This window comes from Solirubrobacter pauli, from assembly GCF_003633755.1.
GTDB classification, from domain to species: domain Bacteria; phylum Actinomycetota; class Thermoleophilia; order Solirubrobacterales; family Solirubrobacteraceae; genus Solirubrobacter; species Solirubrobacter pauli.
In genome coordinates this window covers 464,381-485,370 of the sequence record NZ_RBIL01000001.1, presented here as the reverse complement: position 1 = coordinate 485,370, position 20,990 = coordinate 464,381, and the positions used below count along the sequence as shown (strand labels likewise).

The following is a 20,990-nucleotide window of genomic DNA, read 5'->3' as shown; positions in this document are numbered from 1 at the left end:
GGCTTCGGGGTCATGACACGATTGGTGTCATGACCCCGTCGGCCCTCCTCGAACGCGACGCGCCGCTGGGCGCGTTGGTCGAGGCGCTGGCGGCGGCCGAGGACGGGCACGGCTCCACCGCGCTCATCTCCGGCGAGGCGGGGATCGGCAAGACGTCCCTGGTGCAGGCGTTCGTGGGGGTGGCGGCGCGGCGCGGGCGGCTGCTGACCGCGGCGTGCGACGACCTTGTAACGCCGCGGACGCTCGGCCCGCTGTGGGACGCGGCGCCGGCGGACGGACCACTCGCCGAGGCGCTGGCGTCCGACCGCGAGGTGTTCGCGGCGCTGTTGGCGGAGCTCGCGCTCCAGCGGCCGACCGTGCTCGTCGTCGAGGACGCGCACTGGGCCGACGACGCCACGATCGACGTGCTCGGCTACGCGGCACGACGGGTGCGGTCGCTCGGCGCGCTGCTGGTGCTCACCGTGCGCGACGAGGCGCTGGCGCCGGGGCATCCGCTGCACCGGCTGCTGGGCGTGCTGGCGGGCGAGCCGGTGCATCGGCTGGAGCTGTCGCCGCTGTCGCGGGACGCCGTCGTGGCGCTCGTGAACGGCACGGGGCGCGATCCGGACGCGCTGCACGCGCTCACGCGCGGGAACCCGTTCTTCGTGGCGGAGGCGCTGGCGGCGTCCGCGGACGAGGTGCCGGCGAGCGTGAAGGACGCGGTGCTCGCGCGGCTGCGTGGTGTCTCGCCGGCCTGCCAGGAGGCGGTCGAGCGGCTGAGCGTCGTGCCGTCGGCCATCGCCCCGGGGCTGCTCGGGGTGTCGCTGGGCGTGCTGGCGGAGGCCGAGCAGGCGCGGCTGGTCGAGGCGCGGGCGGGCGGGATCGCGTTCCGCCACGAGCTGGCGCGGCGCGCGGTCGAGCAGTCGCTGCCCGAGCTGCGACGGCGGCTGCTGAACGCGGAGGTGGTCGGGGCGCTGCGGGTCGCGGGCGTGGCCGACCGCGCGCGGCTGCTGCACCACGCCCTGGCGGCGGGCGACGTGGCGACGCTGCTGGAGGAAGGGCCGGCGGCGGCGCGCGAGGCGGCCCGGGCGGGCTCGCACCGGCAGGCGCTCGCGCACTACGAGACCGTGATGCCGCACGCCACGCTGCTGGAGGTGCGCGGGCAGGCGGACCTGCTGCACGGGTACGGGTGGGAGCTCTACAACGCGGGGCGGTTCGTCGAGGCGGCGGGCGTCGGCCGCCGGGCGCTGGCCCTGTACGAGGGCCTCGGTGACGAGCGCGCGCTCGGGCTCTGCCTGGTGCGCCTGTCGCGGCTGCTGTTCATGGCGGGCGAGACCGACGAGGCCGAGGCCGCGGCCCTGCGTGCGGTCGACCTGCTGGGCGACAACGCGTACGCGACCTTGTACCTGGGCGCGATCCTGGCGTTGTCGGCGCGGCACGTGGACGCGATGGCCGTGCTCGAGCGCGCCGACCAGCTGGCCCTCGAGGCCTCGCGGCCCGACCTCGGCGCGCTGTGTCTGAACTACCTCGCGATCGCGCGCTTCGAGGCCGGCGACGTCGACCGCGGGCTGGAGACCATGCGCAACTCGATCGCGCTGGCCACGGCCGGCGGCCACTTCGAGGAGATCGCCCGCGGCTACACGAACCTCGTCGAGCTGCTCGCGCGCGTCGGCGAGCTGGAGGAGCTCGAGCGCTGGGTGCGTGACGGGCTCGCCTTCGCCCGCGAACGCGGCTTCTGGTCGCACGCCTTCAACCTGGAGGTCCACGAGCGCGTCCTCCAGCTCCGCCGCGGCGACTGGGACACCGCGGAGTCCGGCCTGCGCGGCCTGGTCGACGCCGCCGCGGGCGACACCGGCTTCCTGTCGGCCTACTCCGTGCCCTGGCTCGGCCGCCTGCTCGCCCGCCGCGGCGACCCGTCCGCCGGCCCGCTCCTCGCCGACGCCTGGGAGCGCGCCCAACACGCCCGTACGCTGGTCGGCCTCGCCTACGCCGGCCTGGCCCGCGTGGAGTGGGCCTGGCTGACGGGCGACGCCCGCGCCGTCCGTGAGGTCGCCGCGGTGCTGCTCCCGCGCGTGTCGCACCCGGGCGGTGCCTGGTTCCGCGGCGAGCTGCTCCGGTACCTGGCGCGCGCGGAGATCGCGCCGCCGACGAACGACGACCGCGCGGGGGCGGGCGGCGAGCGCGGGGTGGCGACCACCGCGACCGCAGCGGTCGGCGCCGAGGGCGACCCTGCCGATGGCGGTCTTCCCCCCGCGTGGGCGGCGGGCCTGGCGGGCGAGTGGCGCTCGGCCGCGGCCCAGTGGCGGCGCGCGGGCGACCCGTACGAGGCCGCGCTCGAGCTCGCGCTGTCGGGCGAGCCGGACGCGATCGCGGACGGGCTCGACGTGCTCGACCGGCTCGGCGCGCCGCCCGCCGCGGAGCTCGCGCGGGCCGGCCTGCGCGAGCGCGGCGCGCGCGTCCCGCGCGGCCCGAACGCGGACACGCGCGGCAACCCCGCAGGGCTCACGAAGCGCCAGCTGGCCGTGCTCGACCTGGTGCGCGAAGGCCTCACCAACGCGGAGATCGCGGATCGCCTCGTGCTGTCCGTGCGCACGGTCGACCACCACGTGGCGGCGATCCTGCTCAAGCTCGGCGTCAAGACGCGGCACGAGGCCGCGGCCACCGACCTCTAGGACATCGCGCAGACGAGCTGGCGACGGCCGCGCGAGAGGCGGCTCATCACCGTGCCCTGCGGGATGCGCAGGGTGCAGGCGGCCTGCGCGTAGCTGAGTCCGAGCATGTCGACGGCCTTCACGACGCGGCGGAACTCGAGCGGCAGGCGCTCGACGTGGGCGTACACCTCGGCGGCGATCACGTCGGCCTGGGGGTCGCGGTCGTGGCGCAGGGCGGGGTCCTCGGGGTCGAGGTCGCCGATCACGGTCGGGCGGCGCTGCTCGGCGCGCCAGTGGTCCTTGGCGACATTGCGCAGCGCACGGACCAGGTAGGGGAAGACGGCGCCTTCGGTCAGCGAGCGGGGCTTGGCCAGCACGCGGGCGTAGGTCTCCTGCACGAGGTCCTCGGCGAGTTGGCGCGAGCCGCAGATCGCGGTGGCGACGTCGACGAGGCGAGGACGGTGTTCAGCGGCGATTTCGGGGTTCAACAGCACGCTGTCGACTGTCCCGCCGATCGCCCGGTCGATCATCGGCAACGCCCACCTAACTTTGCCCGCCGAGCTACCTACGAGCTGCCTAGATGAGCGCGTTCGAGCCGCTGGCGTCCTAGCGACGGCGGCTCACCCGTGCACGCCGCCGACCGCCTACGCGCGCAGGCGGTACCCGCGGCCGAACAGCCGCAGGTTGAACGCGAACAGCGCCGCGCACGCGATGACCAGCAGGACCAGCGACAGCGCGATGTTCGTCTCGCTATAGCCGATGAAGCCGTAGCGGACGAGCCCGATCATGTAGTAGACGGGGTCGAACCTCGTCAGCGTCTCGAACGGCTGCGGGAGGAGCGTCGCGGAGTAGAACACGCCGCCGAGGAAGATCAGCGGCTGCAGGATGAACGTCTGGTAGAAGCTCACGTCGTCGAACTGCTCCGCGCGCAGGCCGACGAGCACGCCGAGCTGGGCGAAGAAGAAGCCGACGAGGAACAGGCCCGGGATCAGGACCTCGATGTGCTCGATCGGGACGTCGATCAGGATCCGCGCGGCGGCGAAGGTGAGCACCGCCACGATCATCCCGCGCAGGAAGCCGCCCAGCGAGAGCGCGAGCAGCAGCTCCATCGGCGACGCCGGGGAGGAGAGCTGGTCGTCGATCGAGCGCTGGAACTTCTGCTGGAGCAGCGAGGACGAGTTGTTGCTGAAGGCGTTGGTCGCCCAGGCCATCATGATCAGGCCGGGGATGATGAAGACGACGTAGTCGACCCCGTGCAGCTGGTCGATGCGCGAGCCGAGCGCGGCGCCGAAGACGGAGATGTAGAGGAACGTCTCCAGCAGCGGCGCGCCGACCGTCTGGCGCTTGATCTTGAAGAAGCGGGTGACCTCGCGCCGGACGAGCGTGAGGAAGCGGATCTGGGCGGCGCTCATGCCGCGTCCGTCCCGACGTGCGCGCGCGAGAGCTCCGCGCGGCCGACCAGCTTCAGGTACGCGTCCTCGAGGTTGCGCACGTCGTACTCGGCGGCGAGCTCCGCGCTCGTCCCGGTCGCGACGATCTCACCGCCGTTGATGAAGGCGATCTTGTTGCACAGCTGCTCGGCCTCTTCGAGGTAGTGCGTGGTGAGCAGGATCGTCGTGCCCTCTTGGTTGATGCGCTGGACGTAGTGCCACAGCTCGAGCCGCAGCTCGACGTCGACGCCGGCGGTCGGCTCGTCGAGGATCAGCAGCCTGGGGCGGTGCATCAGCGCCCGCGCGAGGATGAGCCGGCGCTTCATGCCGCCGCTGAGGAAGCGCGTCTTCTCGTGGCGCTTGTCGGTGAGGCTGAACGCGTCCAGCAGCTCGGTCGCGCGTTCCTTGCGGTCCTTGCGCGTCATCCCGAAGTAGCCGCCGTGGAAGTCGAGCGACTCCTCGATCGTCAGGAACCAGTCGAGGTTCGGCTCCTGCGGCGCGAGCCCGACCGCCAGCCGTGCGTCCCCGTAGTGGTGGACGGCGTCGTGGCCGAAGACCTCGATCGACCCGGACGTCGGCTGCGCGAGTCCGGTCGTGCAGTGGATCAGCGTCGACTTCCCGGCGCCGTTGGGCCCGAGCAGGCCGTAGAACTCGCCCTCCTCGATCGCCAGCGACACGCCCTTGAGCGCCTCGGTGCCGGTCGGGTAGCGCTTGACGAGGTCATTTATTGCAAGTGCATACATCCGCGCCGCGAGGTGATAGCAGGGCGGCCTCGACGAACGCCAGCAGCAGCTTCGAACGGCGCGACGCCTCGTAGGCCAGCAGCACCTCGTCCGGCTCGGCGTCGGCGACCGGCACGTAGACCACGTCCGGCCGGCGGAAGTGCTCCGTCGCGGACCGGGGGAGGAGGATGATCCCGTGCCCGGCGGCGACGTATTCGAGCTTCTCCTCCATGCCGCGCAGGCGCAACGTGCGCCCGTCGGCACCACGCACGGGCTGCAGGTACCGCAGGTGCTGCTCGTCCGCCAGCTCGGCCGTCGTCAGCGTCGGGGCGCTCGCGAGCGGGTGGTCGGCGGGCAGGGCCACGAGCCGCGGCTCGGCGTACAGCGGCGTCAGCCGGATGGTCCGCTCGTCGATCGGGCGGCGGACGAACGCGACGTCGACGCGCCCGCTGCGGATCGCGTCCTCCTGCTCGTCCCACTCCAGCCGGACGACGTCGACGGCGCACTCCGGCTGGGCGGCGGTGAAGCGCCGCACGACGTCGGTGACGAGCACGCCGGTGCGGAAGCCGACGACGAGCCGGTTCACTCCGCGCGCCGCCCGCTGCACGCGCCGGCGCGCGGCCTCGGCGGCGGCGAGGAGCGGCACCGCGTCCTCGAGCAGCTGACGCCCGGCGGCGGTGAGCGAGACCGAGCGGCGGTCACGCTCGAGCAGGGCGGTGCCGAGCTGGCGCTCGAGCGCCTGGATCTGCCGGCTGAGCGCGGGCTGCGCGAGGTGCAGCTGCTCGGCGGCGCGGCCGAAGTGCAGCGTCTCCGCCACCGCCACGAAGCTGCGCAGCTTGACGAGGTCCAGATCGGCGGTGATGCCGCGACGCTATCACCGCGACCCAGATCGGTCTTGGACGCACGGCGCACGCGGAGCGAGGCTGTGGAGCATGACCGCACTCGACTTCGACGGACAACGCATCGCCCTCCTCGGCGGGACCTCCGGCCTCGGCCTGGCCACCGCGCAGCTCGCCGCGGCGCGGGGCGCGCGCGTGGTGATCGCGTCGCGCACGGAGGAGCGCGTCGCCGCGGCGCTCGCCACGCTGCCGGAGACCGCCGAGGGCCACGTCGTGGACCTCGGCTCCGAGCGCTCGATCGCCGCGCTGCTGGCCGATCTCGGCGGACTCGACCACCTCGTCTTCACCGCCGGCGAGAACCTCGTGCTGCACGAGCTGGCGGACACCGACCTCACCGCCGCGCGCGGGTTCTTCGAGACGCGCCTCTGGGGTGCGCTCGCCGCCGCCAAGCACGCGGCGCCGCGGCTGCGGCCCGGCGGCTCGATCGTCCTCATGTCCGGTAGCGCGGCGGCGCGGCCGCAGGCGGGCTGGGCCGTCGCTGCGGCGATCTGCGGCGCGATCGAGGCCGTCACGCGCGCGCTCGCCGTCGAGCTGGCGCCGCTGCGGGTCAACGCCGTGGCGCCGGGCGTGGTCCGCACCTCTCTGTGGGACGCGATGCCCGACGGCGACCGCGAGGCGATGTACACCGCGCTCACGGACCAGCTGCTCGTGGGCCGCGTCGGCGAGGCGCCCGACGTCGCGCTCGGCATCCTCCAGCTGATGGCGAACGGCTACACGACCGGCGTCACGTTGCCGATCGACGGTGGAGCGACGCTCGTGTGATGAGTTTTCGGGAGCATCCCCGTCAAACCAGACATGACCGTTGCGGAACTCAACGACGAGCGCTCGTTCGCGGGCGTGGTGGAGCGCCACCGAGGCGAGCTGCAGGTGCACTGCTACCGGATGCTCGGGAGCTATGAGGAAGCCGAGGACCTGACGCAGGAGACGTTCCTGCGCGCGTGGAAGCGGCGCGAGACGTACGCGGAGCGCGCGTCGCTCCGGGCGTGGCTGTACCGGATCGCGACGAACGCGTGCCTGGACGCGCTCGAGAAACGGCCGCGGACGCCGGCGCCCAACGGCGAGATCACGTGGTTGCAGCCCTACCCGGAGGAGGCGCTGGAGGCGGCGGCCGACGAGGACGTCGTGGAGCGCGAGACGATCGAGCTCGCGTTCATGATCGCCATCCAGCACCTTCCGCCGCGGCCGCGCGCGGTGCTGATCCTGCGGGACGTGCTCGGGTGGCGGGCGCGCGAGTGCGCGGAGCTGCTCGAGACGACCGAGGCGGGCGTCAACAGCGCGCTGCAGCGGGCGCGGGCGACCTTGAAGGAGCACCTGCCGAAGGAGCGCGGCGAGTGGGCCGCAGCCGGCAGCGCGGAGGAACGCGAGCTGCTCGAGCGCTACATGGTGGCGGTCGAGAGCGCCGACGCGGACGACCTGAAGGCGCTGATGCACGAGGACGCGCGGTTCGCGATGCCCCCGGAGCCTGAGGCCTACTTCGGTGGCGCGACGATCGTCGACAGCTGGTTCGAAGGCGGCCTGGGGTCGGACGCGTTCGGGCAGTTCAAGTTCACGCTCACGCGTGCGAACCGGCAGCCGGCCGTCGTCAACTACGTCCGCAAGCCCGGGGCGGACACGTACGAGCTGTTCGCGATCGACGTCCTCCGGATCGAGGGCGGCCTCGTCACCGACATCACGGCGTTCCACGGGCCGGCGCTGAAGCCGTTCGCGCTGCCGAATACCCTGCCCGTGTGAGCAGCGATGACGAAGTGCGGGCGGCGGCGCACGCCGCGGTGGACGAGGCGGTCGCGATCCTGCGGGCGGGCCGCGACCGGCCGCTGGACCGGATCGGCAAGGCGGCCAAGGACTTCCTGACCGAGGTCGACCTCGCCTCCGAGGCGGCGCTCAAAGCGTCGCTGGCGAAGGCGACGCCCGACATCGGGTTCTACGGCGAGGAAGGCGGCGGCGCCGACCTGACCAAGGGGCGTGTGTGGGTCGCCGACCCGCTCGACGGCACCATCAACTACGCGACCGGCTCCCCGCTGTGCGGCGTGATGCTCGGCCTGCTGCAGGACGGCGAGCCGGTCCTCGGCATCATCGACCTGCCGTTCCTCGGGACGCGCGTGGACAGCGGCGCGGTGCAGGACGTCGACGGCTTCGACGAGGCGATCGTCGGCATGGGGGACGCGTTCCACCAGGGCGGGGGCGAGCGGCTCGACGCGTACCTGCGGCTGACGATGGAGGTGCACCGCCGTGCGCTGCGCTTCCGCTGCGTCGGCTCCGCGGCCGTGCTCTGGACATGGCTCGCGAGCGGGAACATCCAGGGCCTGCTGCTCGCGCACAACAACCCGTACGACGTCGTCGCCGGCCACGCGATCGCCCGCGCCTCCGGAGCGGTCGTGACCGACTACGCGGGCGCGCCGCTCACGCTCGCCTCGAAGGGCACGCTCGCCGCCGCGCCGTCGATCCACTCCGACCTGACAGCGCTCGCAGGAGACCTGGCCGCGCGAACTTAAACGTCCTGGACGTTTATTTCGCCGCGCGAACTTAAACGTCCTGGACGTTTATTTCGCGGGCAACGACAGCGCACGGTCGCAGCCGCGGTCGACCCAGTCGGCGAACTCGGCTTCGCTGAGCCCGTCCGGCTCGACGACCACGAAGCCCTTCATCGGCTTGGACCCCTCGCGGCCGAACGTGCCGACGTGCGGCTCGCGGATCAGGGCCTCGACCTCCTCGGGCTCGACGCGCACGAGCAGCCCGCCGGTGCTCATGGCGCCGACGGCCATGTTCCCGCGCAGCATCCAGCCGAGCCCGCCGAACATCCGCTTCTCGACGACGTCCGGGCGCACCGCGATCAGCTCGCGGACCCGCTCGGCGACTCGCTCGTCGTAGGCCATGGACGGCACTCAACCACATATCGCCCGTCGGCCTGGTGGCTGCCGGCCACCACCTCGAGGCCGGCACGTCGCGTACGCTCGCGGAACGCGGTCAGCGTGTCGGTGCGGCCTCCGAGCAGCAGCATCTCGATGCGCGAACTGCGGGTCCGGCGGCGGATGCCCGCCCGGGCCGATCAGGTGATCGAACTGCGCCGCGATCTCGGGATGCGCCGCGAGGTCCTCCCAGAACGGGCGGCCGAACGCGTCCGCGTACGCGGGGCGGCCGGTGCGCACGTAGTCCTCAAGCGTGCTCCAGGCCAGCGTGAAGCGCCCGCCGATCCCGAGCAGCAGCTCGCGCGCCGCGTCGTTGAGCGCGAAGCATCCGGGCGACGGCTCCTCGAAGATGCCCTCGGCGACCAGCCGGCCGAGCACGGCGTGCAGCGCGCGCTCGTCGGCGTCGGCCGCCAGGTCCTCGATCCGGACGGTGCCCGCGTCGATCCGCTCCGCGATCCGCAGCCGCGCCGCGACGTGCACGCACCAGACCGTCTGGAAGTCGGAGAACGAAGGCGGGGTCACGCGCACGCCATGTTCTCAGCGCGAGGTGAGCCCGGCGTGTCAACACTCGTCCAGACGGTCAAGTTCCAGCTCGTGAGCGCCGATGCGACGTTCCAGTGCTCCTCGTCGTCGCAGTCGGGACCCCGCTCCTTCTCGCCACGCTGGCCGTGTTGGTGCGCGCGCTGCGGCGCCCGGACGACCGCGGCGCGTGGCTCGCGCTCGGGCTGGCGATCCTCGTCCAGGCCGCCGGCGCGATCTGGCTCGCCGTGCCCGGTGGCGGATCCGCCTTCCCCGCGCACGCGGACTACCTGCTGCTCTCGTTCTTCCCGCTGGTGTTCGTGGCGGCGCTGCTGTTCGCGCGCCGTCGGCTCAAGCGCTTGAGCGCCGCGCTGTGGCTGGACGCCATGATCGGCGCGCTCGGGGCCGCGGCGATCGTCGCGCAGGTGCTGGGGGAGACGGCCGAGCGGGCCACGGGCGGCGGGCTCGCGACCGTGATCGCACTTTCCTATCCGATGTTCGACGTCCTGCTCGTGGTGATGGTCCTCGTCGCCGTCACGCTGCGCGGCTGGCTGGTGAGCCCCGTCTGGCTGCTGCTCGGGTTCGGCCTGATGGCGCACGTCGGTGCCGACGTCGGCTACGTCTCCGCGGGCTTCGTCGGCGAGCAGCGCCCGTTGTGGGTGCCGGTTCTCGGGCTGATCTCGCCGGTCGCGATCGCCGTCGCCGCGTGGTGTCCGACGGTCGAGCCGCGCAAGGTCGCGCTCGTCGGCTGGCGCACGCTCGTCACGCCGACCGTGCTCGCGCTCGTCGCGGGCGGCCTCCTGCTCGCCGACCACTTCAACCGCACGAGCACGCCGGCGATCCTGTTCGCGGCCGCCACGCTCGTCGTCGTGCTGATCCGGATGGCGCTCACGTTCGTCGAGAACACCGAGCTGCACCACTCACGCACGCTGGCGCTGACCGACGAGCTGACCGGGCTCGCGAACCGTCGCGCGTTCCACGAGGCGCTGCGCGAGGAGCTCGCGGAGCTCGGCGACGGCCGGCTCGCCGTGGCGATGGTCGACCTCGACCGCTTCAAGGACCTCAACGACACGCTCGGCCACCACGCCGGGGACCAGCTCCTGACCAAGCTCGCCGCCCGCCTGCAGGACGCGGTCGGCAACGACGGCCTCGTCGCGCGCCTCGGCGGCGACGAGTTCGCGCTGCTGCTGCCGAACGCCGGGCTCGCCCGCACCGCCGACGTGGGCCGCCGGATCGGTGCCGCGCTGCAGACGCCGTTCGAGATCGACAGCCTCGAGGTCGTGATGGACGCGAGCGTCGGCGCGGCGCTCGCGCCCGACCACGGCGTCGAGGCCGCGAGCCTGCTCCAGCGCGCGGACGTCGCGATGTACCAGGCGAAGGAGGCCCGGACGGGCTTCCAGTCCTACGACTCTTCCCGCGACCGCCACTCGCGCGAGCGCCTGCAGCTGATCGCCGAGCTGCGCCACGCGCTCGAACGCGACGAGCTGATCCTCCACTACCAGCCGAAGGTCAACCTCGAGACCGGCCTCGTCGACGGCGTCGAGGCGCTGGTGCGCTGGCAGCACCCCGTGCACGGCCTGCGCGGCCCGGGCGCGTTCCTCCCGCACGCCGAGCACACCGCCCTGATGCGGCCGTTGACCCTGCACGTGCTGGAGACCGCGCTGGCCCAGCTCGCCGAGTGGCGCGCGGAAGGCCTGGAGCTGCACATGGCGGTCAACCTCGCCGTGCAGAACCTGCTCGACCTGCGCACCCCGGGGCAGATCGCCGCTGCGCTCAAGCGCCACGGGCTGCCAGCGCGCGCGCTGACGCTCGAGGTGACCGAGTCGCTGATGTTGCACGACCCGCAGCGAGCGGGCGAGGTGCTGGCCGACCTGAAGGAGCTCGGCGTCTCGCTGGCCCTGGACGACTTCGGCACGGGCTACTCGTCGCTGGAGCACCTCAAGCGCCTGCCGGTGAACGAGCTCAAGATCGACAAGTCGTTCGTGATGGCGATGGACCGCGATCCGGCGGACCGCGCGATCGTCGCCTCGACCGCGGCGCTCGGCCGCTCGCTGGGCCTGCGCGTGGTGGCCGAGGGCGTCGAGTCGCACGCCTCCGCCTCCGTGCTGGCCGCGATCGGGTGCGACCTGGCGCAGGGCTTCTACTACTCGCCGCCCGTGTCGGCGGCCGAGCTGCCCGCGTTGGTGCGCGGGGCGCGCGACGCGCAGGTCGGCGTCGTCGACGTGACCTGAGCGCCGCGCGGGGTGCCGATCGAGCGACCGGCACCCCTCACCGCGTGCTGCCTACGGCTGCGTCGTCGAGAGCGTGAACGTCAGCGTCTTGGCGTACGTGCCCGTGCGGAGCGCGTCGTTGGCACCGATCGACTGACGCATCGACACCGTCGCCGAGTCGTTGCTGACCGGGCCGGCGTACGTGAGCACGTTCACCGGCGCGCTGGTGGCGCTCAGCGGCGCGAAGGCGCTGCCGGTGCCGTTCGTGCTGGCCGCCATGACCTCGAGCGGCTGCGGCAGCGAGAACGAGCCATTGACCAGGCGGCCCGTGGCGGTCGTGCTCGGATCCGCGATCGACAGCGTCGCCTCGCCGGCCGTCGAGGTGACGGTCGCGGTCGCGGTCGACGTGTAGCTGCGGGCGACGCCCGGAGCGAACGGGCCGAGCGGGGTCGGCGTGCCGAGCGCGAGCGACAGCGTGGCCGGGACGGTGCCGGTCACGTCACCGGACGAGTTGGCCTTGAAGATGCCGCACGTCGCGTCGGACGCGTAGCCCGCGGCGACGTCGATGCCGTTGACGAGGTGCGTCAGGAACGGTGCCTCGACGAAGGAGGCGTCCGTGTGGCCCAGGGCCGTGTAGAACATGCGGCCGCCGTCGAAGCGCTTGCACCACGAGACGGGATGGTCGTCGTCGGTGGTGTTGCCGTCCGACTCGTTGTAGGTCGACTCGTCGACCGTGAGCAGGACGTGGATCGGCGTCTGGGTGCGCGGGCTGACGTCGACAGCGTTGCCGCCGCCGCCGACCACCGGGTTGGTGATGCCCTGGAAGTTGTACCACTCGTCGACGCGCGTCCAGCGCTCCGGGAGGTGGGCCGTGGACACGTGCGTGGCGTCCTCGCGGACGACGGTCGCCGTGGGCGTGCCGTTCGGGTGGTTGCGGAAGTAGCCGCCGACGAGCTGGCCGTACCAGGGCCACGTGTACTCGGTGTCGCTGGCAGCGTGGATGCCGACGTAGCCGCCGCCGCCCTTGATGTAGCGCTCGAACGCGGCCTGCTGCGCGTCGTTGAGGACGTCACCGGTGGTGGAGACCCAGATCACCGCGTCGTAGCGGGCGAGGAACTCGTCGGTGAACAGCGCCGACTCCTCGATCGAGTCCACGCCGAAGTTGTTCTGCTCGCCGAGGAGCTTGATCGCCGTGATCGCCGGGCCGATCGAGCCGTGGCGGAAGCCCGCCGTCTTGGAGAACGTGAGGACGTTGTACTTCTTCGTCGGGTCCTGCGTGGCGGAGAAGCCGGTGATGGTCACCGCGCGCGTGGCGACGCCGCCGAACGGGTCGGTCACCCGCAGCGTCACGACCTTGTTGCCGGCGCCCGTGACGTTCACCGACGGGTTGCGCTCCGTGCTCTCGAACGTGCCGTCGCCGTCGAGGTCCCAGGAGTAGCTGACGGCGTGGCCGTCGGGGTCCGTCGCGGTCGCCGCGAGCTGGGTCGAGAAGGGCGCGATCCCGGCGGAGGGCGTCGCGGACCCGACGCTGATGGTCGGGTTGCGGTTGGCCTGGATCACGATGTTGGCGACGGACGAGGTGCCCGTGCCGCCCTTGCCGTCGGACACCGTGACCGTCGCCGTGAACGTGCCGGCGGCCAGGTACGTCTTGCTCGGGTTCTGCTCGGTGGACGTCGTGTTGTCCCCGAACGTCCACGCGTACGTGAGCGCGTCGTTGTCGGCATCAGCGCCGACAGCGTTGAACTGGATCGGCACCCCGACGCGGACGTTGCCGGTCGGCGTGCGCGAGCTGGTTACGGTCGGGTTGGCGTTCTGCGCGTACGCGGTCGCGCTGCCACCGAGCAGCAACGCCCCAGCGAGCAACGCGCCCGCTAGGGCACGACGACATCCATCCATGGTCTCTCCTCCTTTGGCGAGTCGCGCAACTTATGCGCGCCGAAGCCGCTTTATGAAAGCAACGCGCATGTTACGTGAAAACTGACGCCATTTGTCCGCTTGTCGGACAATTTCCGACGACCGGGCTATTCAGGAGGAGGAGCCGAGGTCGCCGAGGGTGCTGGTCATGCCTCCGGGGAACAGCGAGTTGCTGGTCAAGGGGCGGCCTTCGAAGTCGACGCGGTCGCTGGTCCACACGACCTCGTCCGGCGTGAGGTCGCGAGCGCCGGCCGCCGGAGCGGTCGGCTCCTCGGTCGTGTCCGGGGGCAGGGCGACGTCGCCGGTGAGCTTGCCGGTGTCGGTCAGCGTCAGCTTGATCGGCTCCATGACGCAAGCGTATGGCTCTCCGGGCCGTCCACCGATGCGGCCAGCCGCACCTTCGCCGTACTACCGTCGAGATCGATGACTGCCGTGGACGAGCTGGTCGACCTGCTGATGCGCAACGGGTTCGTCGCGCCCGAGGAGGAAGCGGCGGAGCTGCGCGCCGCCGCGACGCAGGACGGCGACCTCGACGCGCTCGTCGCGCGGCGGCTAACGGGCGAGCCGCTGGCGTGGATCACCGGCAGCGTCGAGTTCTGCGGGCGGACGATCCGGATCGACGAGGGCGTGTACGTGCCGCGCTGGCACACGGAGTCGCTGGCGTGGCGGGCGGTCGAGCGGATGCCGCGCGGCGGCCGCGGGATCGATCTGTGCACCGGGTCCGGGGCGGTGGCGGCCGTGCTGATCGCGGAGCGGGACGCGCGGATGCTGGCGACCGACCTCGACGCGGCGTGCGTGCGCTGCGCGCGTCGGAACGGGGTGGAGGCGGTCGTCGCCGACCTGTTCGACGGGCTCCCGCACGACCTGGTGGACGTCGTGACCGGCGTCGTGCCCTACGTCCCGACCGACGACCTGCCGCTCCTGCAGCGGGACACGTTCGCGTTCGAGACCCCGCTGGCCTACGACGGCGGCGCGGACGGGCTCGACATCGCCCGCCGTGCGGTCGCGGGAGCGCGGGAGCGGCTCAGGCCCGGCGGCGCGCTCCTGCTCGAGCTCGGCGGCCGTCAGGCCGACCAGCTCGACCTCGACGGGTTCGCGGACGTCAGCGTGCTGCTGGACGAGGAGGGTGATCCGCGGGGGATCGAAGCGACGCGTCGCTGAGCTGGAGTGCGAGCGCGTCGGCGACCGCCGTCAGGCCGGCGGCCTGGGCGTCCGCCAACGCCCGCTCCAGCAACGGCCGCGCGCGTTCGGCATCCCCGCTCGCCAGCAGCGCGGCGCCGTAGTCCATGCGCGTGAGCCGCAGGGCCTGCGCGTTGCCGGCGTTGCGGTCCAGCGCCAGCTCGAAGTGGTCCAGCGCGCGCTCATGGTCGCCGCTCACCGTCGCCAGCGCGCCGAGGAAGCGCTCGACCGAGCCCCAGTTGGCGGCCAGCACGTCCTGGACGCTGCGGTCGCGGTACGGCAGCAGCGCCGCGTAGAACCCGCCCGCGCGCTCGCGGTCGCCGAGCAGCGTGCAGCACCAGGTCAGGAAGCTCATGGTCGACAGCCACTGCATGTCGCGTGGGAGCTCGGCGTCCGCGAGCGCCGCGTAGGCCGCCTCGCCCTCGTCGCGCCGCCCGGCGATCAGCAGCCCGAGGGCGAGCGCGCCGCGCCAGCCGGCCAGATGCGGGAACTCGCGCGCGAGCGGCGCGACCGCCTCCAGGTACTCCCGCAACCGGCCCTGCTGGATCCGCACGGCCATCACCTGGGTCGCCTGGATCATCGCCGCGTCCGGCGCGGCGGCGCGCACGCCGAGGGCGAACGCGCGCTCCGCGAGCGGCTCGACGTCGGCCACGCGGTCGTCGACCTGCGCCCAGACGACGTCCCACGCGGCGGCGAAGTGCCGGTACAGCGGCTGGCGGAGCTGCTCGGCCAGCCGCGTGAGCGCCTCGTGCTGGGACCGGGCAGCGGCCGGCTCGCCCGCTTCGAGCAGGTCGTAGACGCACCACCAGCGCCCGAGCGCGGTCAGCTCCGGGTGCCCGACGGCGATGATCTCGCGCGCGAGGTCCAACCGCTCCTCGAGGTGCTCGACGTGCAGCAGCGCGGTGTGGCGGGCGACGAGCGCGGCGGCGCGCGCCTCGGGGTCCTCGCCGGCCAGCGCCAGCGCGTCGGCGCTCAGCGCGATCGTGCGGTCGGTCTGGTGCGCGAAGTGCAGCGCGTCCGCGAGCCGGGCCTTGATGCGGGCCCGCAGCGGGCCGTCCTGGAGCGCCGCATCGGCCTCCTCCAGCAGCGCGATGCCGTCCTGGTCGAGCACGCCGGACGCGGCCTGGCGCGCGTTGAAGCCGAGCGCGGCCTGCGCCAGGGCACTCGCGTCCCCCGCTTCCCGCGCGCGGGCGGCGGCGCGCGCGAAGGTGGCCCGCGCGGTCGGCTCGCCGGTGGTCAGCTCCGCGCGTCCGAGGGCGAGCAGGAGGTCCAACCGCGGATCGATCTCGATCGCGTGGCGGTAGTGCGCCACCGCCTCCTCGAACTCGGCGCGGCGCGCCGCCTGCACCGCGTAGTCGAAGGCCTTGGCGGGCTCGAGGTGCCGGGCGGCGTGGAAGTGGCGGGCGAGCTCGGCCGGGGCGGCCGTCCCCGAGCGCTCGAGCGCCTCGCCGATGCTGCGGTGCAGGCGCACGCGGCGAGCGTTGCTCATGCGCTCGTAGAGCGTCTCGCGCACGAGCGCGTGCGCGAACAGGAAGTGGTCGACCTGCTCGGCTTCGCGGACCAGGCCCTTCGCGCACGCCTCCTCGACGGCGTCGAGCGCGCCGTCGGCGAGGGTCTCCAGGACGTCCAGCCGGAAGCTGCGGCCCATGACCGCGGCGACGGCGAGGACGTGGCGCGTGGGCTCCGCCAGGTCCGCCAGCCGGCGTTCGATGACGTCGCGGATCGTGTCCGGCAGGCCGTCGGCGTGGAGCGTCTCGGCGACGAACAGCGGGTTGCCGGCGGTGCGCTCGTGCAGGCTGCGCAGCGACTCGAGGCTCGGTGCCGGCTCGCCCAGCGCGACCACCAGCGCTGACAGCTCGTGCTGCTCGAGGCCGGTGAGCGCCAGCCGCTCGGAAGGGCTGGGCAGACGCTCACTCCGCGCGCGGGACGTCGCGAGGACGAGCAGCCGCATCGGCTCGGGATCGGCGAGCACGTGCGCGAGCAGCTGCAGCGTGGCCGGGTCGGCCCAGTGCAGGTCGTCGAGGATCAGCAGCGTCGGCCGCTGGGCGAGCCGGCGCGTGACGGCGTCGAAGAACGCGAAGCGCTCGCGCTCGTGCACGTCCGGCAGCGCCATCGCGAACGGCTGGTAGGGGATCAGCGCGTCCGGGTCGCAGCGCCCGTAGAGCACGGTCGTCCCGCGCCCGTGCGCGTCGCGGGCGCTCTCGCTCGCGAGCCGGGTCTTGCCGATCCCGGGCTCGCCCTCGAGCAGGAGGAAGCGGCGCTCGCCGTCCAGGGCCGCGGCGAGGTGGTGCTCGATCCGCTCGCGGTGATGGGCGCGCCCGACGAACGGCTGCGCGCCGGTCTCGGCCAGCAGCGCGGGCGGCAATGGCGCCGGGCGCGGCGCCGGAGCGGCTACGGCGGGGACGCCGCCGAGCGCGGACAGCGCGGCCGCGCCGAGGGCCCCGGTGCTGGCGAAGCGCTGCTCCGGCCGCTTGGCGAGCGCCCGCCGCACGACGGCGGCGAGTGGCCCGTCGAGGTCGGGGACCGGCGCTCCCAGGTGCGCGTACATCTTCGCCGCGGGCGAGTCACGCGGGAACGGCACTTCGCCGGTCAGCGCCTCGTAGAGCACGCAGCCGAGCGCGTACACGTCGGTGCGCGCGTCGACGTCGCCGTCTTCGAGCTGCTCGGGCGCGGTGTAGTCGAACGAGCCGATCAGCGTGCCGGGCTCGGTCACGCGGGTCGTCGCGTTCAGGTCCCGCTGGAGCCCGAAGTCGGTCAGCAGCGCGTGATCGCCGTCGAGCAGGACGTTCCCGGGCTTGACGTCGCGGTGCACGACCCCGAACGCGTGCGCCGCGTCGAGCGCCCGGGCGACCTGCACGATGATCGCCACCGCCCGCTCCGGCGTGAGACGGCCGCGCCGGTCGATCAGGTGCGCGAGGTCGACGCCGTCGACGTACCGCATGGTCACGTACAGGTGCCCGTCCTCCTCGCCGGCCGTGTAGACCGGGATCAGGTTCGGGTGGTGCAGCGAGGCGGCGACCTCGCACTCGCGACGGAAGCGCGTCCGGAACTCCGGCTCGGCCGACTGCTCCGGCGCGATCACCTTCAGCGCCACCTCGCGCTTGAGGCGCAGGTCCCGCGCGCGGTACACGACGCCCATGCCGCCCCGGCCCGCGACGCCCAGGATCTCGTGGCCGGCGAAGGTCGCGCCGACGGACAGCTCCGCCATGTGCGTGGTCTCTATCAGCGTTCGGAGGTCGGCGCAACGCCCCGATAGCCTCGGTCTCATGCTGGAGTTGACGCCGGGACAGGGTGAGCTGATCGGGGACTCGGCGGATCGGACCGTCGAGCTGCTGGCCGAGCTGGATGCCGTGCACGCGACGCTGTCGCGCTTCGCGCCGGGCCGCGACGGGGCGGACCTACACGTGCACCGCGGGCACACCGACGTCTTCGTGGTCCTGGAAGGGACGCTGACGCTGAAGGTCGAAGGCGGTGCGCGGACCGCGGGCGCGGGGACCATCGTGCTCGTCCCGCCCATGGTCGCCCACGGGTTCCGCAACGCCGGCGCCGTCGACCTCTGGTACGTGAACCTGCACATGCCGGGCACCGGCTTCGGCGACTACATGCGCGGCCTGCGGGACCGGCGGCGCGTGCCGTTCGACCAGCACGACCCGCCCGCCGGCGGCGCGGGCCTGCGCCCCGCGGACGAGATCGTGATCGCGCCGTCACCCGTCGCGCTCGGCGCCACGCCGATCGTGCTCGACGCGGACGGCACGGTCACGGTGGGCGATCACCTGCGCATCCGCAGGTCATAGCTCAGGCTCCACCTCAGCTTGAGCCATGACCTCGCCGGTTCACATGAAGGCACTGGGCCTTTAGGCGGGCGGCGGGAAGGCTCGCGCCAGCTCGGTCACCTCGCCGCGGACGCGGTCGAGCGTGTCGGTGTCGCCGGTCGCGGTGACGGCCTCGTCGATCCAGCGGGCGAGCTCGGGCATGTGCTCGGGGCGCAGGCCGCGGGTGGTGATCGCCGGGGTGCCGAGGCGCAGGCCGGACGGGTCGAGCGGCGGACGGGGGTCGAACGGGACGGCGTTGGAGTTGGCGACGAGGCCGGCCTGCTCGAGGGCTTCGGCGGCGGGGCGCCCGGCGACGCCCTTGGCGGTGAGGTCGACGAGCAGCAGGTGGTTGTCGGTGCCGCCCGAGACGAGGTCGAAGCCGCGCTCGGCCAGGGCGGCGGCGAGCGCCTGCGCGTTGGCGACGATCGCGTGCGCGTAGGTGGTGAAGGCGGGCTGCGCGGCCTCGTGGAGCGCGACCGCGATCGCCGCGGTGGTGTGGTCGTGCGGGCCACCCTGCAGACCCGGGAACACCGCCCGGTCGATGGCGCGTGCGTGCTGCTCGCCCGTCAGGAGCATCGCGCCGCGCGGGCCGCGCAGGGTCTTGTGGGTCGTGGTCGCGATGACGTCCACGTGACCCGTGGGGGAGGGATGCGCGCCGCCGGCGATCAGGCCGGCGATGTGCGCGACGTCGGCGGCCAGCACCGCGCCGACCTCCTCGGCGATCGCCGCGAAGCCGGCGAAGTCGATCGTGCGCGGGATCGCGGTGCCGCCGCACCAGATCAGCTTCGGGCGCTCCCTGCGTGCGAGCGCGCGCACCTCGTCGAGGTCGACGGTGCCGGTGTCCCGCCGCACGCCGTAGCGCACGGCGCGGAACCACTTGCCGGTGACCGAGACGCCCCAGCCGTGGGTGAGGTGCCCGCCGGCGTCCAGCGCCATCCCGAGCACGGTGTCGCCGGGGTCGAGGAACGCGGCGTAGACGGCGAGGTTCGCGGGCGCTCCGGACAGCGGCTGGACGTTCGCGTGCTCGACGCCGAACAGCTCACGGGCGCGGCTCGCCGCCAGCTCCTCGATCCCGTCGACGACCGCGTTGCCCTGGTAGTAGCGGCGGCCGGGGTAGCCCTCGGAGTACTTGTTCGTGAGCACGGACCCGGTGGCGGCGAGCACGGCCGGGGAGACGTGGTTCTCCGACGGGATCAGGCACAGCGTGTCGTGCTGGCGCGCGGTCTCCGCGGCGATCAGCTCGGCGACGCGCGGGTCGGCGAGGGCAATCGGGGTGGGCATGAGCACCTCCGTGGATCGGATTGGTGCCCAGGCGCGCGGCGATCAGGGTCGCGCCGCTTCCCGGTGGTCACTTCCACCCGAGCGCCAGTCACGGCGCGCAGCTGGATACTACGCGAGGTCGGGCCCGAGCAGGAAGCGCTCGAGGTCCGCCACGCCTTGCTGCGTGTAGTCGCTCAGGCCTTCCAGCGCGCCCGCCCAGCACACGAGCGCCGCGTGCAGCACGGTGCGGCCCCGGCCGCTCTCGACCGCGTCGCCCGCCCGCAGCCGGCACACATAGGGCTGCTCGCGGTCGTCGTCGATCTCGATCCGCACCGGGCCGAAGGCGCGCAGTGCGACGAGCACGTCCTCGACCGCCAGGGAGGTGACGCCGAGGTCGCGGACCGCGGCCACCACGGACGGGCGGCGCAGCAGCCGGTCGAGGGCGTCGTCGGACATCCGGCGACGCTACCAACGGGCTCGGAGGTCTTGCCATCGGAGACCCGTCCAGAAACATCGTTGGCGCTGGGTTGACGGCCCCGTCGCAAACGTGACGAAAGGCGTACGCACGGGCCGTGAGATCGTTTTCCGGCGGCGGGCGGTGGTGAGGCTTCAAGGACGACGGCCGGTGCCTCGGGGAGGCCGTCACCAGTCGTAATCCCACCTCAGGAGGAACGAACCATGGCGACGTACGCCCGCGAGGACGTGCTCAGTTGGCGCGGCCAGGACCTGGTCGACAACGACGGCGACAAGATCGGCACGATCGAGGACATCTACCTCGACCGGGAGACCGACGAGCCGGAATGGGCGGTGGTCACCACCGGCCTGTTCGGGACCAAGCGCAGCTTCGTCCCGCTGCAGAACGCGCAGGCGTCGGGTGATGGTGTCCGCGTCCCGTTCGAGAAGGCGCAGGTCAAGGACGCGCCGAAGGTCGACGCCGACGGCGAGCTCTCCCACGAGGAGGAGCGCGCGCTCTACCAGCACTACGGGCGCGAGTACCGCGACTTCGACGGCGACCGCGACCGCGACGCCGGCGTGCTCGACCGCGACCACGATCGCGACCATGACCGCGACACGACCCGCGGCGAGGTCGGCGGCCCCGGCACCGACACGAGCGGCCCGAACACCGACAGCGCGATGACGCGCTCGGAGGAGGAGCTGCACGTCGGCACCACGGAGCGCGAAGCCGGCCGCGTCCGGCTGAAGAAGTACGTGGTCGAGGACCAGGTCACCGAGACGGTGCCGGTCCGCCGCGAGGAGGTCCGCCTCGAGCGCGAGCCGATCACCGACGCGAACCGCGGTGACGCGCTCGACGGCCCGGACATCTCCGAGGAGGAGCACGAGGTGACGCTCCGCGCCGAGGAGCCCGTCGTCGAGAAGCGCACGGTGCCCAAGGAGCGCGTGCGCCTCGAGAAGGACGTCGAGACCGAGCAGCGCGAGGTCTCCGAGACGGTGCGCTCCGAGCGCATCGACGTCGACGACGACAACCGCCGCTGACGCCTGCGGGCGAGG

The 20,990-nt window shown here is 73.1% G+C and carries 19 protein-coding genes and 1 riboswitch; of the genes, 8 read left to right on the top strand and 11 right to left on the bottom strand.

The features are described from left to right. The first annotated feature begins 29 nt into the window (after positions 1 to 29). Positions 30 to 2,651: an ATP-binding protein gene (locus C8N24_RS02270; RefSeq protein WP_121247577.1), complete on the top strand. Its 2,622-nt coding sequence runs from the start codon at positions 30 to 32 to the stop codon at positions 2,649 to 2,651. On the opposite strand, the gene C8N24_RS02265 is transcribed toward C8N24_RS02270, so the two are convergent. The 4 genes from C8N24_RS02265 to C8N24_RS02250 form a co-directional block, all read right to left on the bottom strand. After that, complete coding sequence (locus C8N24_RS02265; RefSeq protein ID WP_121247575.1) at positions 2,648 to 3,160, bottom strand: RNA polymerase sigma factor; 513 nt, start codon at positions 3,158 to 3,160, stop codon at positions 2,648 to 2,650. The genes C8N24_RS02270 and C8N24_RS02265 overlap by 4 nt on opposite strands. A 114-nt stretch (positions 3,161 to 3,274) precedes the next feature. Next, complete coding sequence (locus C8N24_RS02260; protein ID WP_121247573.1) at positions 3,275 to 4,042, bottom strand: ABC transporter permease; 768 nt, start codon at positions 4,040 to 4,042, stop codon at positions 3,275 to 3,277. Next, positions 4,039 to 4,803: an ABC transporter ATP-binding protein gene (locus tag C8N24_RS02255; RefSeq protein ID WP_121247571.1), complete on the bottom strand. Its 765-nt coding sequence runs from the start codon at positions 4,801 to 4,803 to the stop codon at positions 4,039 to 4,041. Before C8N24_RS02255 ends, C8N24_RS02260 begins: the two co-directional genes overlap by 4 nt. Then, complete coding sequence (locus tag C8N24_RS02250; protein WP_281272639.1) at positions 4,781 to 5,617, bottom strand: LysR family transcriptional regulator; 837 nt, start codon at positions 5,615 to 5,617, stop codon at positions 4,781 to 4,783. The genes C8N24_RS02255 and C8N24_RS02250 overlap by 23 nt, the downstream gene beginning before the upstream one ends. 97 nt (positions 5,618 to 5,714) lie before the next feature. Here C8N24_RS02250 and C8N24_RS02245 point away from each other — a divergent pair, with 97 nt between their 5' ends. From C8N24_RS02245 to C8N24_RS02235, 3 genes are read left to right on the top strand one after another with little or no spacing between them, the layout of a single operon-like run. Further along, positions 5,715 to 6,443, top strand: coding sequence for an SDR family oxidoreductase (locus C8N24_RS02245; RefSeq protein ID WP_121247569.1), 729 nt, complete (start codon positions 5,715 to 5,717; stop codon positions 6,441 to 6,443). A 33-nt stretch (positions 6,444 to 6,476) separates the two neighbouring features. Next, positions 6,477 to 7,412, top strand: coding sequence for an RNA polymerase subunit sigma-70 (locus C8N24_RS02240; RefSeq protein WP_121247567.1), 936 nt, complete (start codon positions 6,477 to 6,479; stop codon positions 7,410 to 7,412). Beyond that, a complete protein-coding gene (locus C8N24_RS02235; protein ID WP_121247565.1) occupies positions 7,409 to 8,173 on the top strand; it encodes an inositol monophosphatase family protein in 765 nt (254 codons plus the stop codon). Before C8N24_RS02240 ends, C8N24_RS02235 begins: the two co-directional genes overlap by 4 nt. 48 nt (positions 8,174 to 8,221) lie before the next feature. Here C8N24_RS02235 and C8N24_RS02230 read toward each other — a convergent pair whose 3' ends face one another. Further along, positions 8,222 to 8,554, bottom strand: coding sequence for a TfoX/Sxy family protein (locus tag C8N24_RS02230; protein WP_121247563.1), 333 nt, complete (start codon positions 8,552 to 8,554; stop codon positions 8,222 to 8,224). Positions 8,555 to 8,563: 9 nt separating this feature from the next. Next, complete coding sequence (locus C8N24_RS02225; RefSeq protein ID WP_147447574.1) at positions 8,564 to 9,109, bottom strand: hypothetical protein; 546 nt, start codon at positions 9,107 to 9,109, stop codon at positions 8,564 to 8,566. Between the two features lie 95 nt (positions 9,110 to 9,204). Here C8N24_RS02225 and C8N24_RS02220 point away from each other — a divergent pair, with 95 nt between their 5' ends. After that, positions 9,205 to 11,337: a putative bifunctional diguanylate cyclase/phosphodiesterase gene (locus tag C8N24_RS02220; RefSeq protein ID WP_121247559.1), complete on the top strand. Its 2,133-nt coding sequence runs from the start codon at positions 9,205 to 9,207 to the stop codon at positions 11,335 to 11,337. A 51-nt stretch (positions 11,338 to 11,388) separates the two neighbouring features. On the opposite strand, the gene C8N24_RS02215 is transcribed toward C8N24_RS02220, so the two are convergent. Further along, positions 11,389 to 13,212 (bottom strand): ThuA domain-containing protein, encoded by a 1,824-nt coding sequence (locus tag C8N24_RS02215; protein ID WP_121247557.1) that lies wholly within the window; start codon positions 13,210 to 13,212, stop codon positions 11,389 to 11,391. A gap of 129 nt (positions 13,213 to 13,341) precedes the next feature. Continuing rightward, a complete protein-coding gene (locus C8N24_RS02210; RefSeq protein WP_121247555.1) occupies positions 13,342 to 13,578 on the bottom strand; it encodes a hypothetical protein in 237 nt (78 codons plus the stop codon). A 75-nt stretch (positions 13,579 to 13,653) separates the two neighbouring features. Here C8N24_RS02210 and C8N24_RS02205 point away from each other — a divergent pair, with 75 nt between their 5' ends. Then, a complete protein-coding gene (locus tag C8N24_RS02205) occupies positions 13,654 to 14,391 on the top strand; it encodes a N5-glutamine methyltransferase family protein (RefSeq protein ID WP_147447573.1) in 738 nt (245 codons plus the stop codon). Here the strand turns inward: C8N24_RS02205 and C8N24_RS02200 are convergent. Beyond that, the gene (locus C8N24_RS02200) at positions 14,333 to 17,617 is read right to left on the bottom strand and encodes a serine/threonine-protein kinase (protein ID WP_170178787.1); all 3,285 of its coding nucleotides are present in this window, start codon (positions 17,615 to 17,617) and stop codon (positions 14,333 to 14,335) included. The two genes, C8N24_RS02205 and C8N24_RS02200, sit on opposite strands and share 59 nt — an antisense overlap. Before the next feature lie 58 nt (positions 17,618 to 17,675). Here C8N24_RS02200 and C8N24_RS02195 point away from each other — a divergent pair, with 58 nt between their 5' ends. Beyond that, a complete protein-coding gene (locus tag C8N24_RS02195) occupies positions 17,676 to 18,203 on the top strand; it encodes a cupin domain-containing protein (RefSeq protein ID WP_170178786.1) in 528 nt (175 codons plus the stop codon). 60 nt (positions 18,204 to 18,263) lie between these two features. Here C8N24_RS02195 and C8N24_RS02190 read toward each other — a convergent pair whose 3' ends face one another. Further along, positions 18,264 to 19,502, bottom strand: coding sequence for a serine hydroxymethyltransferase (locus C8N24_RS02190; protein ID WP_121252882.1), 1,239 nt, complete (start codon positions 19,500 to 19,502; stop codon positions 18,264 to 18,266). An 18-nt stretch (positions 19,503 to 19,520) separates the two neighbouring features. After that, positions 19,521 to 19,604, bottom strand: a riboswitch (ZMP/ZTP riboswitch). 6 nt (positions 19,605 to 19,610) lie between these two features. After that, entirely contained in the window at positions 19,611 to 19,937 is a 327-nt protein-coding gene (locus C8N24_RS02185; protein WP_121247547.1) for a hypothetical protein, read from the bottom strand. Positions 19,938 to 20,159: 222 nt separating this feature from the next. Here C8N24_RS02185 and C8N24_RS02180 point away from each other — a divergent pair, with 222 nt between their 5' ends. Then, on the top strand, positions 20,160 to 20,975 hold the full coding sequence (locus C8N24_RS02180; protein ID WP_121247545.1) for a DUF2382 domain-containing protein: 816 nt from the start codon (positions 20,160 to 20,162) through the stop codon (positions 20,973 to 20,975). The last annotated feature ends 15 nt before the right edge of the window (positions 20,976 to 20,990 follow it).